Origin of the sequence: Micromonospora sp. LOL_023, assembly GCF_048060115.1 — a bacterium.
GTDB lineage: Bacteria > Actinomycetota > Actinomycetes > Mycobacteriales > Micromonosporaceae > Micromonospora_E.
Map to the genome: position 1 here is coordinate 1 of NZ_JBHMIM010000040.1, position 18,868 is coordinate 18,868.

Here is an 18,868-nt window from a genome sequence, read left to right on the forward strand (position 1 = left end):
ATCTGCCTCGCCCGCCGCCGCGTCGACGTCCTCCACGCCATGCTCCGCACCCAACGGCCATACCAGCCCAAAACGGCGGCCGAACCCCGCCTCGCCGCTTGACACAACCCATAGGGACACCCCCCCCGCGACGATCTTGCACTTATCGAGAACATTTGCCGGATTTGTCCATCGATAAGTGCAAGATCGTCGCGATCTTGGTGGGTGGTGGGTGGCGGGAGCGGTCAGATCTCGTCGATCAGGTCGGCCACCGACGGGACGATCCGGGACGGCCGGTACGGATAACGGTCGATGTCGGCCCGGCTACTGATCCCGGTGAGCACCAGGATCGTCTGCAGACCCGCCTCCAGCCCGCACAAGACATCGGTGTCCATCCGGTCGCCGATCATCGCGGTGCTCTCCGAGTGCGCGTCGATCGTGTTCAACGCCGACCGCATCATCATCGGATTCGGCTTGCCGACGAAGTACGGCTCCACCCCGGTCGCCTTCGAGATCATCGCCGCCACCGACCCGGCCGCCGGCAACGCGCCCTCGGTCGACGGTCCGGTCGGATCCGGGTTGGTGCAGATGAACCGGGCACCATCGTTGATCAGCCGGACCGCCTTGGTGATCGCCTCGAAGCTGTAGGTACGGGTCTCCCCCAACACCACGTAGTCCGGGGCGTAGTCACTCAGGATGTAGCCGACCGCGTGCATCGCCGTGGTCAGCCCGGCCTCGCCGATCACGTACGCCGTGCCGCCCGGACGCTGATCGGCGAGGAACTGGGCGGTGGCCAGGGCCGCCGTCCAGATCGCCTGCTCCGGCACGTCGAAACCCATCCGGGTGAGCCGCGCCTGCAGGTCCCGGGGCGTGTAGATCGAGTTGTTCGTCAACACCAGGAACGGCTTGCCCGAGGTACGCAGCCGGTTGATGAACTCCGGTGCGCCGGGGACCGGCTGGCCTTCGTGCACCAGCACGCCGTCCATGTCGGTCAGCCAACTCTCGACGGGCTTACGGTCGATCACGACGGTCTCCGGGGGGTGGTGGCGGGGGTGGTGCAGCAGTTCACCGGGCAGGTGTCCCAGATCGGAAGCGTACCGAGGCGACGTCGCGGCCCGGTGACCCGCGGGTCAATTCGCTCCGACACCAACTCGCGGACCATGGTGACGAACCCCGGGTGGGTCCCCGGCGTGCCGGCCCGGACATACGCCAGCCCGAGCTCCTTGGCGGTCGTGGCCGCCTCGGTGTCCAGATCCCACACCACCTCGAGGTGGTCGGAGACGAACCCGATCGGGCTGACCACCACGGCGGCCACGCCCTGCCCGGCCAGGTCCCGCAGGTGGTCGTTGATGTCCGGCTCCAGCCACGGCACCTGCGGCGGCCCGGACCGGCTCTGCCAGACCAGGTCGTACGGCAGATCCGGCGCGGCGTCGGCGGCGACCAGCCGGGCAGTCTCGGCCAGCTGGGCCTGGTAGCGCCCGCCGTCGGGGCCGGCGGCGGCCGCCATGGTGTCCGGGATCGAGTGGGCGGTGAACACCAGCCGGGTGTGCCCGCGTACGGCCGGATCCAGCGTGCCCACGGCGGCCCGCACCGCCTCGGCGTGCGGGCCGACGAAACCGGGATGGTCGTGGAACTGCCGCAGCTTGTCGATCACCGGGGCGTCCGGGCCGACCGCCGCCCGGGCCGCCGCGATGTCCTCCTGGTACTGCCGGCACGACGAATACCCGCCGTAGGCGCTGGTGGCGAAGCCGAGCGCGTGGCGCACCCCGTCGTCACGCATCCGCGCGACCGTGTCGGTCAGCATCGGATGCCAGTTCCGGTTGCCCCAGTAGACCGGCAGGTCGATCCCGTTGGCGGCGAAGTCGGCCTGGATCGCGGCGAGCAGTTCCCGGCACTGCTGATTGATCGGCGACACGCCGCCGAAGTGCTGGTAGTGCTCGGCGACCTCGGCGAGCCGCTCCGGCGGCACGTTGCGCCCCCGGGTGACGTTGGCCAGGAAGGGCAGTACGTCGTCGGGCCCCTCCGGGCCGCCGAACGAGAGCAGGACCAGTGCGTCGTACACCATGGTCGTCATTCTTCCTGGTCGCGCCCGGACCGGCGGCGGCGCACCCGGATCAGGACCGCCCCGGATCAGGCACCGACGGCGTGGTAGCCGCCGTCGACGTGGACGATCTCCCCGGTGGTGGCCGGGAACCAGTCGGACAGCAACGCCAGGCAGGCACGCGCGGCCGGCTCCTGGTCGGAGAGCTGCCAGCCCAGCGGTGCCCGCTCCGTCCAGGCGTGCTCGAAGGCCTCGAAGCCGGGGATCGACTTCGCCGCCATGGTGCGCAGCGGTCCGGCGGCGACCAGGTTGCTGCGGATCCCCTTCGGCCCCAGGTGCAGCGCCAGGTAGCGGGAGGCGGACTCCAGACCGGCCTTGGCCACGCCCATCCAGTCGTACACCGGCCAGGCGAAACTGGCGTCGAAGGTGAGCCCGACCACCGCGCCGCCCGGGCGCATCAGCGGCAGCGCCGCCATCGCCAACGACTTGTACGAGAAGGTCGAGACGTGCAGGGCGGTCGCCACGTCCTCCCACGGCGCGTCGAGGAAACCGCCACCGAGGCAGCTCTGCGGGGCGAAGCCGATCGAGTGCACCAGGCCGTCGAGGCCGTCGACGTGCTCGCGTACCTTGTCGGCGAGGCCGTCCAGATGCTCCGGGCTGGTCACGTCGAGCTCGATCACCGGCGCCGGTTCCGGCAGCCGCTTGGCGATCCGCTCCACCAGTGACATCCGGCCGAAACCGGTCAGCACGACGGTGGCGCCGTTCTCCTGGGCGAGCTTGGCCACCGAGAAGGCGATCGACTGGTCGGTGATGACACCGGTCACGAGCAGCCGCTTACCGGCCAGCAGTGCGGACACAGGTTTCTCCGTTCGATGTTCGACAGCCGGGGTCGTGGCTGATCTGGGCTGGCCTGGACGTGGTGTCGGGCGGACTGTCAGTGGCCCATGCCGAGGCCACCGTCGACGGGGATGACCGCCCCGGAGATGTAACTGGCCGAGTCGCCGGCAAGCCACGTCACCGCCGCCGCGACCTCGTCGGCGGCGGCGAAGCGGCCCGCCGGAATGGCCTTGCGGTATTCGACCTTGCGCTCCTCGGGCAAGGCGGCGGTCATCTCGGTCTCCACGTACCCCGGGGCGACCACGTTGGCGGTGATGTTGCGGCCGCCGAGCTCGCGGGTGATCGAGCGGGCCATGCCGACCAGGCCGGCCTTGCTCGCCGCGTAGTTGACCTGACCGGGTGAGCCGAGCAGGCCGACCACCGACGAGATGAAGATCAACCGGCCCCAGCGGGCCCGCAGCATCTTCGTCGAGGCCCGCTTGGCACAGCGGTACGCACCGGTCAGGTTCGTGTCGAGCACCGAGGTGAACTGCTCCTCGGACATCCGCAGCAGCAGCGTGTCGTCGGTGATGCCGGCGTTGGCCACCAGCGCCTCGACCGGTCCGAGTTCGGCTTCGACCGTGCCGAACGCCTCGTCGACGGAGGCGGCGTCGGTGACGTCGCACCGTACGCCGAACAGGCCGTCCTGCTCGGCGAAGCTGGATCGGTAGGTGATCGCGACCCGGTCGCCCTGCTTCGCGAACGCCTGCGCGATCGCCAGACCGATACCCCGGTTACCCCCGGTGACCAGTACGGTGCGGGCCACGTTTCCCCCTCGTCTCGATTGATCCGGCTTGGAGACTAGGTGCTACCCCCGGGTAAGCAGTAACCCGGGGGTACCAGCCCGCGGTGTCATGTCACCGGCACGATCCGGTCGTGGCCTCGCACTGGTGAGCGGCACAGTGGTCCCCGAGGCGGCGCAGATCGGTGCCGTCGCGCTGGTGATCAGGTGGCCGCTTGTGCCGACCCGGCGGCCCGGGTGTACGCTCTTGCCCGGTTCAACGGCCGGACGACCTACGGAGGTGATCGCTGTGCGAGATAGCGATCCTCCCAGTCGCCGCCGGGCCGCCGGCCGACCACACTGATCCGGTGTGGCTCCGGTGCGCCCGCGCGACTCACCCGTGTCGCCCGTCAGCCCGCCTGCCGGTCGCCCCGCCAAGGGTGCCCGCCCGTCGCCGGAGCCAGTCCCATGAACCGTTACGTCGCGCCGCTGGGATTCACCCTCGCCGCAGTCTGGATCGCCGTCATCTTCGTACTGGCCAGCGGCGCCCGCTGAGACGCGGACGCCGCCGACCGGCCGGTCACGGCAGGCGTGAGGTCCACAGCAGACTCAGTACGGCGGCACCCAGCGCCAGCAGCAGCGCCACCGCCGCGTACCACTGGGTGATCTCCCGTGGCACGGTGCGCTGGCCGATGGACGAGCCCATGTCCTCGTACACCTGGTTGAGTTCGCTGACCGTGGCCGCCTCGTAGTAGTAGCCGTTGGTCGCCTCGGCGAGCTCCGCGAGGGCGAACCGGTCCACCGGCACCCGCTGCACCTGGCCGCCGATCTGCACCTGGCCATCGTCGGTGCCGAAGGCGATCGTCGACACCGGCACGTTCGCCGCCGCCGCCGCGGCGGCGGCCTCCTCGACCGACCGGCCCGAGGTGCGGTAGCCATCGGAGAGCAGCACGATCCGGGCCGGCGGCGGCCCCTGCGCACCGTCGGTGGGCACCATCCGGATCGCCTCCAACGAGGTGAAGACCGCCTCGCCGGTGGCGGTCGCCTCGGCCAGCGCCAGCCCGTCGATCGCCTGGGTCACCGCCGGCCGGTCCTTGGTCGGGGCGACCAGCACGTTGGCCGACTTGGCGAACGCGACCAGCCCGATGTTGTAGCCCTCCGGCAGCTCCGCCACGAACTCCTTCGCCGCCTGCTGGGCGGCCTCGATCCGGCTCGGGGCCACGTCGTTGGCTTCCATCGACAACGACACGTCGATGGCGAGCATCACGGTGGCCCGCTCCAGCGACTCCTCGGCGTCGATCGACGGCCGGGCCAACGCCGACGCCAGCACCAACAGGCTCAGCAGGAACGCGCCGGCCGCGAGGTGCCGCCGCCAGCCGAGACCACGAGGTGCGAGCGTACGCAGCAGGTCCACGTTGGTGAACCGCACCGCATACGCCTTGCGGCGGAACTGGCGCCACACGTACAGCCCGGCGACGACGAGCACCGGCAGCAGAGCGAGCAGCCACCAGGGCTGCAGGAAACGGATCATCGAACTTCGCTTTCCGGGCGCGGGGCGGGGGCCGGGCGGGCGCTGCCACGGGTACGGGCGTGCCGCTGGCCGGCGACGAACCGGACGATGTCCAACAGCCAGTCCGAATCGGTACGCAGCCGCAGATGGGCCGCACCGGCGCCGCGCAGGGTCTGCGCGATCACGGAGCGTTGGGCGGCGGCGGCCTCGGCGTACCGGCGACGCAGTCGCGGATCGGCGGTCTGGACCTCGTGCAGCGTGCCGGTCTCGGGATCGGTCAGGGCGAGCACACCGGCGTCGGGCAGAGCCAGCTCGACCGGGTCGAGCACCTCCACGGCGAGCACGTCGTGGCGCACCGCCAGTTTACGGATCGGCCGACCCCACTGCTGCGGCGGTGCGAGGAAGTCGGAGACCACCACCGCCACCCCTCGGCGGCGCGGCGGACGGTTCAGCATGTCGACCAGGGCGCCGAGATCGCTGTGGCCCGGCTTCGACGGGGTACGGGCGATCGCGCGAAGCAGGCCGTGGGCCTCCTTGCGGCCGGTGCGGGCCGGCAGTCGCAGTGTCGACCCGCCCGACGTCGGGTCGCCGGTGCCGATCACCGCGCCGACCCGGTTGCCGCCCCGGGCGGTCAGGTGGATCATCGCCGCCGCCGCGCAGACCGCCAGCTCCCGCTTCAGACAGCGGGCGGTACCGAAGTCGAGGCTCGCGGACAGGTCGACCGCGAGCCAGGTCTCCAACTCCCGGTCGGCGACCGTGCGGCGGACGTGCGGCACGGTGGTCCGGGCGGTCACCGGCCAGTCCATCCGGCGTACGTCGTCACCCGGGCGGTACTCGATGGACTCGCCGGCCTCGCTGCCCGGCCCGGGCAGCAGCCCGACGTAGTCGCCTTGCAGCAGACCGTCGAGCTTGCGGGTGACGGTCAGGTACAGCCGGGAGAGGACAGCCTCCGCCCGGCCGGCGCTGGGCGCCGGGGGCGGTGCGGTCACGGCAACTGCCCGGGCCACTGACCGGCGGCGGCAGCACCCGGTGCGCCCGGGGCGGCGCCGAACTGACCGGCGGCCGGTTGGCCGGGCGGCGGAGTTGCGTTCTGCCGGGGCGCGACGGTCGGCAACGGCACCGTCGACATGATCCGACCGACGACGTGATCGGCCGGTACGTCGTCGGCCAGCGCGTCGTAGCTGAGCACCAGCCGGTGCCGCAGAATGTCCGGGGCGATGTCCTGCACGTCCTGCGGCAGCGCGTAGTCGCGGCCACGCAGCGTCGCCAACGCGCGGGTGGCCCGCACGATCCCCAGCGAGGCTCGGGGGCTGGCACCGTACTGGATGAGCTGGGCCACGTCCGGCATGCCGTGCTCGGCGGGTGCCCGGGTGGCCAGCACCAGCCGCACCGTGTAGTCGACGAGCGCGTTGTGCACGAAGACCTTGTCCGCCTTGCGTTGCAGGTCGATCAGGTCGCTCGGCTCGAAGATGACGTTCGGCTGCGGCGCGTCGACGCCCATCCGGTAGACGATCTCGCGTTCCTCGGCGTCCGTCGGATAGCCTACGACGATCTTCATCAGGAAACGGTCGCGTTGTGCCTCCGGCAGCGGATAGACGCCTTCCTGCTCGATCGGATTCTGGGTGGCCATCACCAGGAACGGCTCCGGCACCCGGTGGGTCTGCCCGCCGAGGGACACCTGCCGTTCGCTCATCACCTCGAGCAGCGCCGACTGGACCTTGGCGGGCGCCCGGTTGATCTCGTCGGTGAGCAGGAAGTTCACGAAGACCGGCCCGAGTTCGATGTCGAACTTCTCGCTGGACTGCCGGTAGATCCGGGTGCCGACCAGGTCGGCGGGGACCAGGTCCGGGGTGAACTGGACCCGGGCGAAGGAGCCGCCGACCACGGTCGCGAGGGTCTCCACGGCCAGGGTCTTCGCCACCCCGGGGACGCCTTCGAGCAGGCAGTGCCCGCGCGCGAGCAGAGCGACGAACATCCGCTCGACCATCCGGTCCTGACCGACGATGACCCGCTTCACCTCGAACATCGCCCGTTCGAGCAGCGTCGCGTCCGCAGCCGGGGAGCTGGCGGTGGACACGGCCGGGGCCGCTGCCGGGGAGGGCGACGTGTCCGCCTGCGGCGGGAGGTCGGTCGGTGTCGAAGATTCGGGCGTGATCGGCTGGGCCACCGGTCCTCCACAGCGTGGTTCAGACGTCGTCGGTCGAAAGGGTCGTGCCGCACTAAGCGTCGCACGCCGCTCCGAAGGTGCGGGCAGCGGCCGAGAAAGCCCGTCGGGTGGGTAGACACAGGGGGGATCGGCGTGTGTACGATTCAGCCGTCGCCGGGCGGCTTCCCCCGTGGTCGCCCGGCGTTCAAACCTCAGATGTGTCGGCTGCCGCGAGTACGCCGCCCGACCGGCAATCTAGACTCAGCGGATGATTGCCGCCCCCCAGCCTTCCGGCGCGGCGTCGGTCCCCGATCCGGGTCTCGTCTGCTCCGCGAAAGGTTGCCGAGCCTCGGCCGTCTGGTCGTTGCGCTGGAACAATCCCAGGCTGCACGACGCCGAACGGCGCAAGATCTGGCTGGCGTGCGGCGAGCACCGGGATCGGCTCGGCGACTTCCTGACGGCGCGCGGATTCCTACGCGAGGTGGCACCGCTCGGCTGATCGCCTACGCTCGTAAGGGTGAGCGAACAGTCCACCGCACCGGTAGCCCCGACCAACCCGTTGGAGCCATGGCCGGACACGGTGCAGTGGCAGCCAGTTTCCAGTGACCTGGTCTGGGTGGAGTTGATCCGGCTGGCCATTGGAATGAGTTTCCTGTTGATCGGGCTCGGCGTCGGCTGGGCGATCACCGGGTTCTGGTTCGTCGGCGTCGGCTTCGCCGCAGCGGTGCTGCTCACCGTGCTGCGGGTGGTGGCGACCGTCCGGGCGGTGTACGCCTGGGGATACGCCGAACGCGACGACGATCTGCTGGTCCGTCATGGGCTGCTGGTCCGCCGGCTGTCGATCGTGCCGTACGCCCGAATGCAGTTCGTCGACGTCTCGGCCGGCCCGTTGGAGCGGGCCTTCGATCTGGCCACGGTGCAGTTGCACACCGCCGCCGCGGCCAGCGACGCCCGCGTTCCGGGCCTGCGGCCGGCGGAGGCGTCGCGGCTACGGGACCGGCTCACCGCCCTCGGCGAGGTCCGGGCGGAGGGGCTGTGACCCAGCCGCCGCAACAGCCGCCACAGGTTCCTCCCCCGCACCCGGCACCACAGCCGTACTACCCGCCGCAGGCCTATCCCCCGCCGCACGCACAGCAGCAGCCGCCGTTCCCGCAGCCTTACGACGCGACGCCCAACCCCTACCACGCGGCGCCGTATCCGATGCCCGGGCAGCCCTACCCGCCGCCGGTGCCATCAGAGGAACCACGGCAGCGGCTGCACCCGCTGAGCCCGATGCTCAAGGGCAGCCGGGCGCTCGTGGTGATCATCGCCGGGCTGTCCTGGCAGACGCTCGGCCGGGTGGGTTTCGGCCGCTTCGCCCTGCTGGTCGTGCTGTGCATGCTCGGCTACCTGGTGATAGCGGTGGTGAGCTGGTACAACACCGGTTACCACGTGGTCGGCCGGGAGTTGCGCATCCACGAAGGGCTGCTGTGGCGGCGGACCCGGGCCATCCCGTTGGAGCGGCTGCAGGCCGTCGAGGTGGTCCGGCCGTTGCTCGCCCAAGCCACCGGTCTGGCCGAGCTGCGGCTGGAGGTGGTCGGCGGCAGCCAGACCGAGGCCCCCCTGGCGTACCTCACCGTCGCCGACGCCGCCGCGTTGCGGGCCCGGCTGCTCGCGCTGGCCGACCGCGCCGGCACCGCCGGCTCCGTCGCACCACAACCCTTTCCCGACGGTACGCCGGCCGGCCTGCCCGACCCGTCGGCTCCGCCGCCCGGCAAGCTGCTGCACACCGTGGTCAACCGGGATCTGCTGATCAGTCAGTTGCTGACCCCGCAGACGATGTTCCTGCCGTTCGCCCTCGCCTTCGTGGTCACCCAGTTCGCGATGGACATCACCTGGTCGTTCATCGCGGTCGCCAGCACCCTCACCGCCACCGCCGGGGTGCTGCTGCAGCCGATCCGGCGGGTGCTCAGCGACTGGAACTTCCGGCTGGCCCACGACGAGGTCGGCCTACGGGTGCGGCACGGGCTGACCGAAACCCGGTCGCAGACCGTGCCGCTGCACCGGGTACAGGCGGTCGGGGTGACCTGGCCGCTGCTGTGGCGGGGCAAGAGGTGGCTGCGGATGCGACTGCACGTCGCCGGCTACTCCGCGGCGGAGACGCAGAACGGCTCCCAGTCCGACCAGTTGCTGCCGGTCGGCGACCTGCCCACCGCGAACCGCATCCTCGACGACGTCCTGCCCGGCATCGTCATCGACGCGCTGCCGATGACGCCGCCACCGCGCCGCGCCCGCTGGCTCAACCCGCTGGTACTGCCGAGGCTCGGCGCCGGGCTCGCCGACGAGGTGTTCAGTGTCCGCAGCGGACTACTGACCCGCCACCTGCTGGTCGTGCCGTACGCGCGGATGCAGAGCGTACGGGTGCTGCAGGGGCCGCTGCAGCGGCTACTCGGCCTGGCCACGGTCTACGCCGACACCGCCGGCGGGCCGAGCGCCTACGCCAAGGACCGGGATCTGGCTGAAGCGTGGTGGCTGGCGGCGCAGCTCAGCGACCGCGCCCGCACCGCCCGCACCACAGCGGTAACCCCGGCCGCCGCACCGACGCCGGACGGCGGGTCTCCGGAGGCAGACCATCCGGCCGGCCCCGACAGCAGCGTGCCGGGATCAATGTGAGCGTCCGATACGCTACCCGGCGGTTGTAGGGTATCCAGCGCTCACATTGATCTTGGCACGCCCGACGACCGCACCAGTGCGGGCAGCACCGTACCGATCGGCTCGCGCAGCACCGCGTCGGCGATCGCGTCGTACGGCGTCGCCGCCGCGTTGACGATCACCACCCGGGCGCCGGCTCCGGCCGCGATCTCCACCAGCCCGGCGGCTGGTTGCACGGTCAGTGACGTCCCGACGGCGATCAGCAGGTCGCAGTGTTCGGCGGTGCGCACCGCCCGACGCAGGGTGGGTCCGTGCAGCGACTGACCGAACGAGATCGTGGCCGCCTTCAGGATGCCGCCACACCGGCGGCAGTCCGGGTCGTCCTCGCCCGCCGCCACCCGGGCCAGCGCCTCGTCCATGCCGGTCCGGTCGTCGCAGCTCAGGCACTCGACCTCGGACATCGTGCCGTGGATCTCGATCACCTTGTCCGGGCTGTTGCCGGCGCGTTGGTGCAGACCGTCGATGTTCTGGGTGACGATCGCGGCGAGCCGGCCGGACCGTTCCAGCTCCACCAGGCTCGCGTGGCCGGCGTTCGGCTGCGCGGACCAGGCCGGATGATCCCGGCGACCGAGCCAGGACCGACGCCGGATCGCCGGGTCGGCGACGTACGCGTCGAGGGTGAACAGCTTGGCCGCCTCCGGGTCCCGGGTCCAGACGCCGTTGGGCCCCCGGAAGTCGGGAATCCCGGAGTCGGTGGAGATCCCGGCCCCGGTCAGGGCCAGGACGTCCTGGGCTGCCGTCAGCCACCCTGCCACCTCGTCGACAGGCGCCGCGCTCGCACGGTCGGACATGTGTCGACGGTAGCCGGTACGTCGCCCGCGACGGCGACCAGCAGGGCTGGCAGGAAGGCGGCAGTCATGCCCGCCGTGCCGATCCACAGCACGGCGGACGCCCCGAACAGGCCGCCGATCAGCGCCGCCGAAGGACAGCAGGGCCAGCCCGCCCACGGCGAGCCAGCCCACGGCGAGCCAGCCGGAAAACGGGCCGGACGCGCCTACCGGCTTTCGTGGTCGGGCCGCGGCCGAGGACCTAGGCTGATTGCTCATGGGACAGCCGCCGGAGAACGTCTTCAGTCCGGGCACCACCGCCCGGGTGGAGCTGACCGTGACCGACGCCGACACCGCCCAGGCGGTCGGCTCGGGCGACGTACCGGTCCTCGGCACCCCGAGGGTGCTCGCGTTGGCCGAGGCTGCGACGGTCGCCGCGACCGCCACCGCACTGCCGACCGGGATGACGACGGTCGGCACCCGCGTCGAGTTGGACCATCTGGCGGCGACCCCGGTGGGCCGGACGGTCGCGGCGGTGGCCAGGCTCACCGACGTCGACGGCCGGCGGCTGACCTTCGACGTGGTGGTGTCGGAGGGAGACCTGACCGTCGCGCAGGGCCGGATCGAGCGGCTCCTGGTGGACCGGCACCGGTTCGTCGAGCGGGCCTTCGACCGCCTGCCGGCACCGCGCGCCGGTGACTCGCCGTCCGGCAACCGGGCCCTGTGATGCCCGACGGCGACTTCGCCGAGGTAGCCGACCGGGTGTACGTGCTGCGCCGGCGGTCGCTGGACGTCAACTCGACCTTGATCGTCGGTGCGGTCCGCGCCGTCGTCGTCGACACCGGCGGTACGCCGGCCGAGGCGGCCGCGTTGGTCGAGGCGGCCCGGCGGATCACCGATCTGCCGTGGTCGGTGGTGAACACCCACCACCACTTCGACCACTGCTTCGGCAACGGGATCGTCGCCGGTGACCCGCCCGCCGAGGTCTGGGCACACCCGGAGGCCGCCCGGTTGCTGCACCGGCCGGTCGAGGTGATCCGCGACGAGGCGTACCGGGAGATGGTCGACCACGACCTGCAGCTGGCCGCGCGGCTGCGCGACGCGCAGGTCCATCCGCCGGACCGTACGGTGGCCCGGACCGCGCCGCTCGATCTGGGTGACCGGATCGTGCAGGTGTGGCATCCCGGGCGCGGCCACACCGCCGGGGATCTGGTCGTGCAGGTGCCGGACGCCGACGTGCTGGTCGCCGGGGATCTGGTCGAGGAGGGCGCTGCACCGTCGTTCGACGACGCCTACCCGCTGGAGTGGCCGGACACGCTGGCTGCTCTGCTGCGCCGGCTCGGGCCGTCGAGTGTCGTGGTACCCGGGCACGGGGCGTGCGTCGGCGTGGACTTCGTCCGCGCCCAGCACACCGATCTGGTGGCGCTGGAGTGGTTGATCCGGGATGGCCACGCCGACGGCGCACCGGTCGAGCGGGCGGCGGCGCGTGCCCCGTACGGCCTGCCGGGCGCGGCCGTGGCGGTGGCCCGGGGCTACGCCGAGCTGGCCAACCGCACCTGAGCCGTCGATTGCCGAAAGACAGGAGACGACGGCACTACGAGCCGGGTTGCCAACTCGTCCACCGTGGTGCGTGTCCCGGACGCCGCGACGAGCATGGCGACCCGCAACGCGATGTCCGTCGCCCGGTTGCACTTCACGGCCCGACCCTAACCAGCTATGGAGCGGAGCAACATGGACGAGCCGGCCCCGCCGCAGTGACCTGGGTCGCCCCAGAGCCGGGACCTTCGGCCCTGAAGAGGAATCCAGAGATCCTGTTAGGTGGGCATCGACCCTTCCGATCCTCAAAGGAGCGGACATGCTCTCGGAATCCTCGGCTACGGTGGTGACCACGACCCTGCCTGCCGTTCAGGCACACGGCGAGGCGATCACCGGCCGCTTCTACTCGCGGATGTTCGCCGCCCATCCAGAGTTGCTCGACCTGTTCAACCGGGGCAACCAGGCGACCGGGCAGCAGCGGGCGGCGCTGGCCGCCGCTGTCGTCGCGTACGCCGAGCACCTCACCGGAGCAAGCCGGCTACCCTGGGGGCCGGTGCTGGACCGGATAGCGCACAAGCACGCCTCTCTCGGAATCACCGCCACGCAGTACCCGATCGTCGGTCGACACCTGCTCGCCGCGGTCGGCGAGGTGCTGGGCGACGCCGTCACGCCTGAGGTCGCGGCGGCCTGGGACGAGGTCTACTGGCTGCTGGCCTGCGAACTGATCGCCCGTGAGGCGCACCTGTACACCGTTGCCGGGGTCGCGCTGCGGGCCGGCGCAGGCTGGCGACCATGGCGGGTCGTTGACAAGGTCCAGGAGACGCCGAGCGTGGTGTCGTTCGCCCTGGTACCGGCCAGCGGCGACACCCCGCCCACGTTCCTCCCTGGCCAGTACGTCTCCGTCCTGGTCGAGCTGGCTGGCGGCCAAGGCCAGCAGATCCGTCAGTACAGCCTTTCCGGGCAGCCCGGGACCGGGCAATGGCGGATCACCGTCAAGCGGATCAGGGGCGTCGACCGGGTGACGGACGGGGTCCGCACACCGGACGGGGCCGTCTCCAATCACCTGCACGACCGGGTCTCCGTCGGTGACGTCCTGCGGCTCAGCCCGGCGTTCGGCGAGGTCAGCGCAATCGGCGTGGCAGGCGCCAACTCAGACGACCCGGACCCGACCAGGACGCCGCTGTTGCTGGTCAGTGCCGGGATCGGCGTCACACCGGCAATGGCTGCCCTGGCTCATCTGGCCACCGCCACACCGTTCCGCGAGGTGGTGCTGGTGCACGCCGACCGGTCCGGCACCGCGCACGCGTTGCGTCACGAACTGCCTGGTCTGCAGCAGCGGCTACCAAATCTGTCCGTTCACCTGTGGTACGAGGATGCCACCGATGGTGAACTCGCCGGCTTGAAGGCAGCGGTGTACCCGGGACGGCTGGACCCAGCCGGTATCCCCCTCGCCCCCAGAGCGTGGGCCCATCTCTGCGGACCGGTGCCTTTCATGGCACAGGTCCGCACCGGACTGATGCGCCGGGGCCTGCCGGCCGAGCGGATCGCGTACGAGGTGTTCGGGCCGGGAATGCTGCGTGACTGAGTACCTACGGCGTCGCACCGTGCGCCGACCGGCGCAGGGCGCGGTACTCAGCCGCGGGCGACCGTCAACAGCACCGCCGAGTCCTCGTCGGCGTACAGCGCATGCCGGCTGGCCGGAACGACCAGCAGGTCGCCGGCCTGCCCGGGCCAGGATTGGTCCCCGGCGACCAACCGGATCCGGCCACGCAGCACCTGCAGCGTCGCCTCGCCAGGGCTGGCGTGCTCGGCGAGGCCCTGTCCCGCAACCAACGCGATCAGGGTTTGCCGCAGCGACGTGGTGGAGCCGCCGTGCACGGTCCGAGCGCTCCGCCCGCTGTCTGCGGCATGAGCCAGCACGAGTTGCTCCTCGGTCAGTTGCGACAGTGCGGACGGCGACATGGGATACCTCCGGGGGGCCGTCCGGCTGCTGGTCGAACACTCGGTCAGCGGCCGGACGGCCAAAACAGGAAACTTGCTCTGCCTGTTTACAGGCTCGCCGCTTCCCTCGGCTGCGGCCAGGGACTTTGGTCCCGAAGAGGTCAAGCGAAGCGTTCGGCGACGGCGGCCCGGGTCGGCATGGACACCGCCCCACCGGGGGACTCGCAGACCAGCCCGGCCACCCGCAACGCGAAACCGACCTGCTGCGCCCAGCCGACCGCGTCGGTCGGCAGCCCGGTGTCGAGCAACTCGGCGATCAGGGCACCCATCACCGAGTCCCCGGCCCCGGTGGCGTCGACGGCCGCCACCTTCGGGGCGTCGATCAGCAACGCCTCGCCACCGGCGCTGACCAACGCGCCGGCCGCCCCCCGGGTGACCACCACCGCGCCGGCGCCGAGATCGTGCAGCAGGGCGGCGGCGACCCCCGGATCGGCACCGTCGTAGAGCACCTCGGCGTCGGCCGCGCTCAGCTTGACCAGGTCGGCGGTCGCGGCGAAGCCCGCCACCACCTCGCGGTACGCCGTGACCGCGGCACGGTCGGGCAGCAGCCTCGGCCGTACGTTGGGGTCGAACACCCGTAGCCCGGTGGCACCCGCCCAGGCCTGTCGGGCGGCGGCGAGTGTCGGCTCGCACAGCAGGGCGATGGAGCCGCAGTACAGCACCGCCGCGTCGCTGATCAGTCCGTCGTCGAGTCCGGCGGCGTCGAACTGCCCGTACGAGGGCGGGTCGCCGTAGAAGCGGAAGTCGGGCTCCGCGGCGGTGAAGGTGGCCACCGCCAGGGTGGTCGGCGCGGCCACCGTGGTCAGGGCGCGGTCACCGACCCCGGCGGTACGCAGGAAGGCCCGGATCCGTTCGGCGAGCGCGTCGTCACCGAGCGACCCGGCGAACTCGACCGATCCGCCGAGCCGGGCGACACCGACCGCCACGTTCAGCGGCGCACCGCCGATGACCTGACGGTAGACCGGGGCGCCGTCGCACTCGCCGTCGAGCAGATCGATCAGTGCCTCGCCGAGCACCACCGCGTACCGCATGAGTTTCCTCCTGTTGCCGGTTGCCGTCTTGAATTCTCCCAGTTCATCCAGGGTCGCCCACCGGATGGGCGGATATTGAGAGATGGCTATTGTGCTTCCGGTCGATGTGTGATGGGATATCGATTACCGAGGCGGTGCGGGGGCTGACGCACCGTCATTCGGACTCGCCGGGAGCTACGCGAGCGCGCACACGTCCATCGGACGGCACGTCGTCCGGCCGTGACCACGGCACGACGACTGGCAGCCGTTCCTCCTCATGTTCGGGCGTTTCGCAATGTCGGCCCATCACCTTGTCCGCGTGGATGTGCACCCCCGTCCCCGTGGGCTGGTCAAGAAGGAGTTCTTGGTGAAAACCTTTCGTAGATTGGCGGTCATAGCCGCCGCCTCCGCACTCGCCGCTGGTCTACTCACGGTGGTGACCCCCAACGCGGCCTCGGCGCACGGCGCCGCGATGATGCCGGGCAGCCGCACCTACCTGTGCTGGGTGGACGGCCTCGACCAGACCGGTCAGATCAGACCGACCAACCAGGCCTGTTCCGCCGCCGTCAACCAGAGCGGCGCCAACTCGCTGTACAACTGGTTCAGCGTGCTGCGTTCCGACGGCGCCGGCCGCAGAAGCGGGTTCATCCCGGACGGTCAGCTGTGCAGCGGCGGCAACTCCGGCTTCTCCGGCTACAACCTGGCCCGCAACGACTGGCCGCTGACCCACCTGACCGCCGGTGCCGGCATGGAGTTCAAGTACTCGAACTGGGCGCACCACCCGGGCACGTTCTACTTCTGGGTGACCAAGGACAGCTGGAGCCCGAACCGGCCGCTGGCCTGGAGCGACCTCGAAGCCACTCCGTTCCTGACGGTCACCAACCCACCGCAGCGCGGCGCGGTCGGCACCAACGACGGGCACTACTACTTCAGCGGTCGCCTGCCGAGCAACAAGAGCGGTCGGCACATCATCTACTCGCACTGGGTGCGTTCGGACAGCCAGGAGAACTTCTACGGTTGCTCCGACGTGGTCTTCGACGGCGGCAACGGCCAGGTGACCGGTATCCGGGGCACTCCGATCAACCCGAACCCGACCCCGACCCCGGCGCCGACCACCCCCGGCCCGCAGCCGACGACTCCGGGCCCGAACCCCACCACCCCGGCGCCGTCCGGCGGCTGCTCGGCGACGTACCGGACGGTCAGCTCGTGGAGCGGCGGCTTCCAGGGTGAGGTGACGGTCACAAACACCGGCACCGCCAGCATCGGCGGCTGGAGCACCAACTGGAACCTCGGAAGCGGTGTCACGATCAACAGCGTCTGGAGCGGAACTCACACCACGAGTGGGTCCAACATCACCGTCCGTAACGTAGCGTGGAACGGCAACCTCGGCCCGAACGCCTCGACGACGTTCGGTTTCACCGCCAACGGAAGCTCCGGCACACCGTCGGTGAGCTGCTCGGCCTCCTGATCCATCCCGAGCAACCAGCCACCACGGAACACCCGGGGCCCGGCAGCGCTCGCGCTGCCGGGCCCCGGCACGTGTTCGAGGCGACCGAACCTCTCAGGCGACCATCGAGCCGACGACCGGCTTGGTCAGCAACGCCGACTGGTTGCGCTGGATACCCGGATCCAGCGAACGCTCCACGAAGATCGCGTGCCAGATGCAGAAGATCAGCACCGTCCACACCTTGCGGGAGTGGTCCGCCTCCTCCCGCTTGTGCTCGTCGAGCAGCCGCATCGCGTACGACAGATCGAGCAGGTCACCGGCGCCGGAGGTGGCGAAGATGTGCCGTACCCACTCGTACATCTCGCCGCGCAGCCACACCCGGGTCGGAGTCGGAAAGCCCAGCTTGCGCCGGTTGACGATGGCCGGCGGCACCACGCCCGCCAGCGCCTGACGCATCGCGTACTTGGTGGCGTCCGACCGTGGCGGCAGCCGCAGCTCCACCGGGATCTTCGCCGCGACGTCGAAGACCTCCTTGTCCAGGAAGGGCACCCGGACCTCCAGCGAGTGGGACATCGAGATCCGGTCCGCCTTGACCAGGATGTCACCGCGCAGCCAGGTGTACAGGTCGACGTACTGCATCTTGGTGACGTCGTCCAGGTCGGCGCACTCAGCGTAGACCGGTGCGGTCACGTCGGTGTAACGCACCGACGGGTCGTAGCGGCGCATCAGGTGCTGCTTCTCCTCCTCGGTGAACATCCGGGCGTTGCCGTAGTAGCGCTCCTCGATCGGGGTGGTGCCGCGCTCCAGGAAACTCTTACCTTTCACGCCCTGCGGGATCACCTTGGACACCGCCCGCAGGCCCTTCTGCATCGGGTCCGGCAGGCCGTGCACCGCGCCGAGCGACAGCGGCTCGCGGTAGATGGTGTAGCCGCCGAAGAACTCGTCGGCCCCCTCGCCGGACAGCACCACGGTGACGTGCTCGGCGGCCTTCTTCGCGACGAAGTAGAGCGGCACCAGCGCCGGATCGGCGACCGGATCGTCCAAGTGCCAGACGATGCGTGGCAACGCCTCCATCATGTCCTGCGGCCCGATCTTCGTCGGCATGATGGTCACGCCGAGGTGCTCCGCCGAATCCTGGGCCACGTCGATCTCCGAGTAGCCCGGCACGTCGTAGCCGACGGTGAAGGTCAGGATGTTCGGGTTGAACTCGCGGGCCAGGGCCACCACAGCGGTCGAGTCGATGCCGCTGGACAGGAACGCGCCGACCGGCACGTCGGACCGCATGTGCATGCGGACGCTCTCCCGCAGCGTCTCGCGGATCTCGTCGTAGAGCCGCTGCGGCTCCGACACCGGAGCGGGCCGGAAGATCGGCTGGTACCAGCGGCGGATCTGCACCCCCCCGGCCGGGCCGGGCGGCGCCCCCGTCGGCTCCAGCGCCGGGGCCGACCAGGTCAACGACTCCCCGGAGCCGATCCGGCTGATCCCCTGGTGCAGGGTGCGCGGCTCGGGAACGTACTGCAGGGTCAGGTAGTGCGACAGGTTCGCGGTGTCCACCCCGGCGTCGCCGGCGTTGGCCGCGGCCGAGAACGGCAGCAGCGCCTTCTTCTCCGACGCCAGGTAGATGCCGTCCGGGGTCTGCAGGTAGTGCAGCGGCTTGATACCAAAGTAGTCCCGGGCGCCGAAGGCACGCCGCTGCTCCCGGTCCCAGATCACGAAGGCGAACATGCCGCGCAGCTTGTGCAGCACCTTCTCGCCCCAGTAGTGGAACCCGGCGACGATCACCTCGCCGTCGCCAGCGGTGGCGAACTGGGCACCGAACTCGCGGATCAGCTGCTCGCGCAGCTCGATGTAGTTGTAGATCTCGCCGTTGAAGGTGAGCAGGTAGCGACCATCGGCGTAGGCCAGCGGCTCCTGGCTGGACGCCACGTCGATGATCGCCAGCCGTTTGTGTGCGAAGACCGCGTCCGCCCACCGCCCAGTCGGGTCGCCGATCACCTCCACACCTGTCTCGTCCGGGCCGCGGTGGTGCAGGCATTCCAACGCGTGGGCGATCGCGTCGCGGTGCGCGCCAGCGTCACCGCGAGCGCTGAAAAAGGCCAGGAGTCCGCACATGGCAGACATCTTTCCACGCGGCGGTCACGCG

Annotated in this window: 18 protein-coding genes; 7 read left to right on the plus strand and 11 right to left on the minus strand. The window is 70.7% G+C overall.

The window, feature by feature from the left end; all coding sequences use genetic code 11:
• Positions 1–224: 224 nt before the first annotated feature.
• The 7 genes from ACFHVL_RS20715 to ACFHVL_RS20745 all read right to left on the minus strand — a co-directional run bounded on the left by ACFHVL_RS20715 (position 225) and on the right by ACFHVL_RS20745 (position 7,294).
• On the minus strand, positions 225–1,064 hold the full coding sequence (locus ACFHVL_RS20715) for an HAD-IIA family hydrolase (protein WP_416630024.1): 840 nt from the start codon (positions 1,062–1,064) through the stop codon (positions 225–227).
• Positions 1,001–2,044 (minus strand): ferrochelatase, encoded by a 1,044-nt coding sequence (locus ACFHVL_RS20720; protein WP_416629947.1) that lies wholly within the window; start codon positions 2,042–2,044, stop codon positions 1,001–1,003. The genes ACFHVL_RS20715 and ACFHVL_RS20720 overlap by 64 nt, the downstream gene beginning before the upstream one ends.
• A 65-nt stretch (positions 2,045–2,109) precedes the next feature.
• On the minus strand, positions 2,110–2,877 hold the full coding sequence (fabI, locus tag ACFHVL_RS20725) for an enoyl-ACP reductase FabI (protein WP_416629948.1): 768 nt from the start codon (positions 2,875–2,877) through the stop codon (positions 2,110–2,112).
• Positions 2,878–2,954: 77 nt separating this feature from the next.
• Positions 2,955–3,662 carry a 3-oxoacyl-ACP reductase FabG gene (gene fabG / locus ACFHVL_RS20730; protein WP_416629949.1) on the minus strand — a complete coding sequence of 236 codons (708 nt, stop codon included), beginning with the start codon at positions 3,660–3,662 and terminating at the stop codon, positions 2,955–2,957.
• Positions 3,663–4,197: 535 nt separating this feature from the next.
• Positions 4,198–5,148, minus strand: a complete 951-nt coding sequence (locus ACFHVL_RS20735; RefSeq protein WP_416629950.1) for a VWA domain-containing protein — start codon at positions 5,146–5,148, stop codon at positions 4,198–4,200.
• Positions 5,145–6,134, minus strand: a complete 990-nt coding sequence (locus ACFHVL_RS20740) for a DUF58 domain-containing protein (RefSeq protein ID WP_416629951.1) — start codon at positions 6,132–6,134, stop codon at positions 5,145–5,147. Before ACFHVL_RS20740 ends, ACFHVL_RS20735 begins: the two co-directional genes overlap by 4 nt.
• The gene (locus tag ACFHVL_RS20745; protein ID WP_416629952.1) at positions 6,113–7,294 is read right to left on the minus strand and encodes an AAA family ATPase; all 1,182 of its coding nucleotides are present in this window, start codon (positions 7,292–7,294) and stop codon (positions 6,113–6,115) included. Before ACFHVL_RS20745 ends, ACFHVL_RS20740 begins: the two co-directional genes overlap by 22 nt.
• A 247-nt stretch (positions 7,295–7,541) precedes the next feature.
• Here ACFHVL_RS20745 and ACFHVL_RS20750 point away from each other — a divergent pair, with 247 nt between their 5' ends.
• The 3 genes from ACFHVL_RS20750 (at position 7,542) to ACFHVL_RS20760 (ending at position 9,925) form a co-directional block, all read left to right on the plus strand.
• A complete protein-coding gene (locus tag ACFHVL_RS20750; RefSeq protein WP_416629953.1) occupies positions 7,542–7,772 on the plus strand; it encodes a hypothetical protein in 231 nt (76 codons plus the stop codon).
• An 18-nt stretch (positions 7,773–7,790) separates the two neighbouring features.
• Positions 7,791–8,312: a PH domain-containing protein gene (locus tag ACFHVL_RS20755; protein WP_416629954.1), complete on the plus strand. Its 522-nt coding sequence runs from the start codon at positions 7,791–7,793 to the stop codon at positions 8,310–8,312.
• A 161-nt stretch (positions 8,313–8,473) separates the two neighbouring features.
• Positions 8,474–9,925, plus strand: coding sequence for a PH domain-containing protein (locus tag ACFHVL_RS20760; protein ID WP_416630026.1), 1,452 nt, complete (start codon positions 8,474–8,476; stop codon positions 9,923–9,925).
• Between the two features lie 41 nt (positions 9,926–9,966).
• On the opposite strand, the gene ACFHVL_RS20765 is transcribed toward ACFHVL_RS20760, so the two are convergent.
• The gene (locus ACFHVL_RS20765; protein WP_416629956.1) at positions 9,967–10,755 is read right to left on the minus strand and encodes an SIR2 family NAD-dependent protein deacylase; all 789 of its coding nucleotides are present in this window, start codon (positions 10,753–10,755) and stop codon (positions 9,967–9,969) included.
• Between the two features lie 253 nt (positions 10,756–11,008).
• Here ACFHVL_RS20765 and ACFHVL_RS20770 point away from each other — a divergent pair, with 253 nt between their 5' ends.
• From ACFHVL_RS20770 to ACFHVL_RS20780, 3 genes are all read left to right on the plus strand, one after another.
• Entirely contained in the window at positions 11,009–11,458 is a 450-nt protein-coding gene (locus ACFHVL_RS20770; protein ID WP_416629957.1) for a thioesterase family protein, read from the plus strand.
• On the plus strand, positions 11,458–12,291 hold the full coding sequence (locus tag ACFHVL_RS20775; protein ID WP_416629959.1) for an MBL fold metallo-hydrolase: 834 nt from the start codon (positions 11,458–11,460) through the stop codon (positions 12,289–12,291). The genes ACFHVL_RS20770 and ACFHVL_RS20775 overlap by 1 nt, the downstream gene beginning before the upstream one ends.
• Before the next feature lie 295 nt (positions 12,292–12,586).
• The gene (locus tag ACFHVL_RS20780; protein WP_416629961.1) at positions 12,587–13,852 is read left to right on the plus strand and encodes a globin domain-containing protein; all 1,266 of its coding nucleotides are present in this window, start codon (positions 12,587–12,589) and stop codon (positions 13,850–13,852) included.
• Between the two features lie 47 nt (positions 13,853–13,899).
• On the opposite strand, the gene ACFHVL_RS20785 is transcribed toward ACFHVL_RS20780, so the two are convergent.
• Both ACFHVL_RS20785 and ACFHVL_RS20790 read right to left on the minus strand, forming a co-directional pair.
• Positions 13,900–14,229 (minus strand): cupin domain-containing protein, encoded by a 330-nt coding sequence (locus ACFHVL_RS20785; protein WP_416629963.1) that lies wholly within the window; start codon positions 14,227–14,229, stop codon positions 13,900–13,902.
• A 140-nt stretch (positions 14,230–14,369) separates the two neighbouring features.
• A complete protein-coding gene (locus ACFHVL_RS20790) occupies positions 14,370–15,299 on the minus strand; it encodes a carbohydrate kinase family protein (protein ID WP_416629964.1) in 930 nt (309 codons plus the stop codon).
• Between the two features lie 346 nt (positions 15,300–15,645).
• Here ACFHVL_RS20790 and ACFHVL_RS20795 point away from each other — a divergent pair, with 346 nt between their 5' ends.
• Positions 15,646–16,746: a lytic polysaccharide monooxygenase auxiliary activity family 9 protein gene (locus ACFHVL_RS20795; RefSeq protein WP_416629965.1), complete on the plus strand. Its 1,101-nt coding sequence runs from the start codon at positions 15,646–15,648 to the stop codon at positions 16,744–16,746.
• A 93-nt stretch (positions 16,747–16,839) separates the two neighbouring features.
• On the opposite strand, the gene asnB is transcribed toward ACFHVL_RS20795, so the two are convergent.
• Positions 16,840–18,837, minus strand: coding sequence for an asparagine synthase (glutamine-hydrolyzing) (asnB, locus tag ACFHVL_RS20800; protein ID WP_416629966.1), 1,998 nt, complete (start codon positions 18,835–18,837; stop codon positions 16,840–16,842).
• Between the last annotated feature and the right edge of the window lie 31 nt (positions 18,838–18,868).

Coding starts and splice junctions, on each gene's coding strand:
- ACFHVL_RS20780 (WP_416629961.1), top strand. CDS start 12,587: ATGCTCTCGGAATCCTCGGCTACGGTGGTGACCACGACCCTGCCTGCC.
- ACFHVL_RS20760 (WP_416630026.1), top strand. CDS start 8,474: ATGCCCGGGCAGCCCTACCCGCCGCCGGTGCCATCAGAGGAACCACGG.
- ACFHVL_RS20735 (WP_416629950.1), bottom strand. CDS start 5,148: ATGATCCGTTTCCTGCAGCCCTGGTGGCTGCTCGCTCTGCTGCCGGTG.
- asnB (WP_416629966.1), bottom strand. CDS start 18,837: ATGTGCGGACTCCTGGCCTTTTTCAGCGCTCGCGGTGACGCTGGCGCG.
- ACFHVL_RS20790 (WP_416629964.1), bottom strand. CDS start 15,299: ATGCGGTACGCGGTGGTGCTCGGCGAGGCACTGATCGATCTGCTCGAC.
- ACFHVL_RS20720 (WP_416629947.1), bottom strand. CDS start 2,044: ATGGTGTACGACGCACTGGTCCTGCTCTCGTTCGGCGGCCCGGAGGGG.
- ACFHVL_RS20785 (WP_416629963.1), bottom strand. CDS start 14,229: ATGTCGCCGTCCGCACTGTCGCAACTGACCGAGGAGCAACTCGTGCTG.
- ACFHVL_RS20775 (WP_416629959.1), top strand. CDS start 11,458: ATGCCCGACGGCGACTTCGCCGAGGTAGCCGACCGGGTGTACGTGCTG.
- ACFHVL_RS20770 (WP_416629957.1), top strand. CDS start 11,009: ATGGGACAGCCGCCGGAGAACGTCTTCAGTCCGGGCACCACCGCCCGG.
- ACFHVL_RS20765 (WP_416629956.1), bottom strand. CDS start 10,755: ATGTCCGACCGTGCGAGCGCGGCGCCTGTCGACGAGGTGGCAGGGTGG.
- ACFHVL_RS20750 (WP_416629953.1), top strand. CDS start 7,542: ATGATTGCCGCCCCCCAGCCTTCCGGCGCGGCGTCGGTCCCCGATCCG.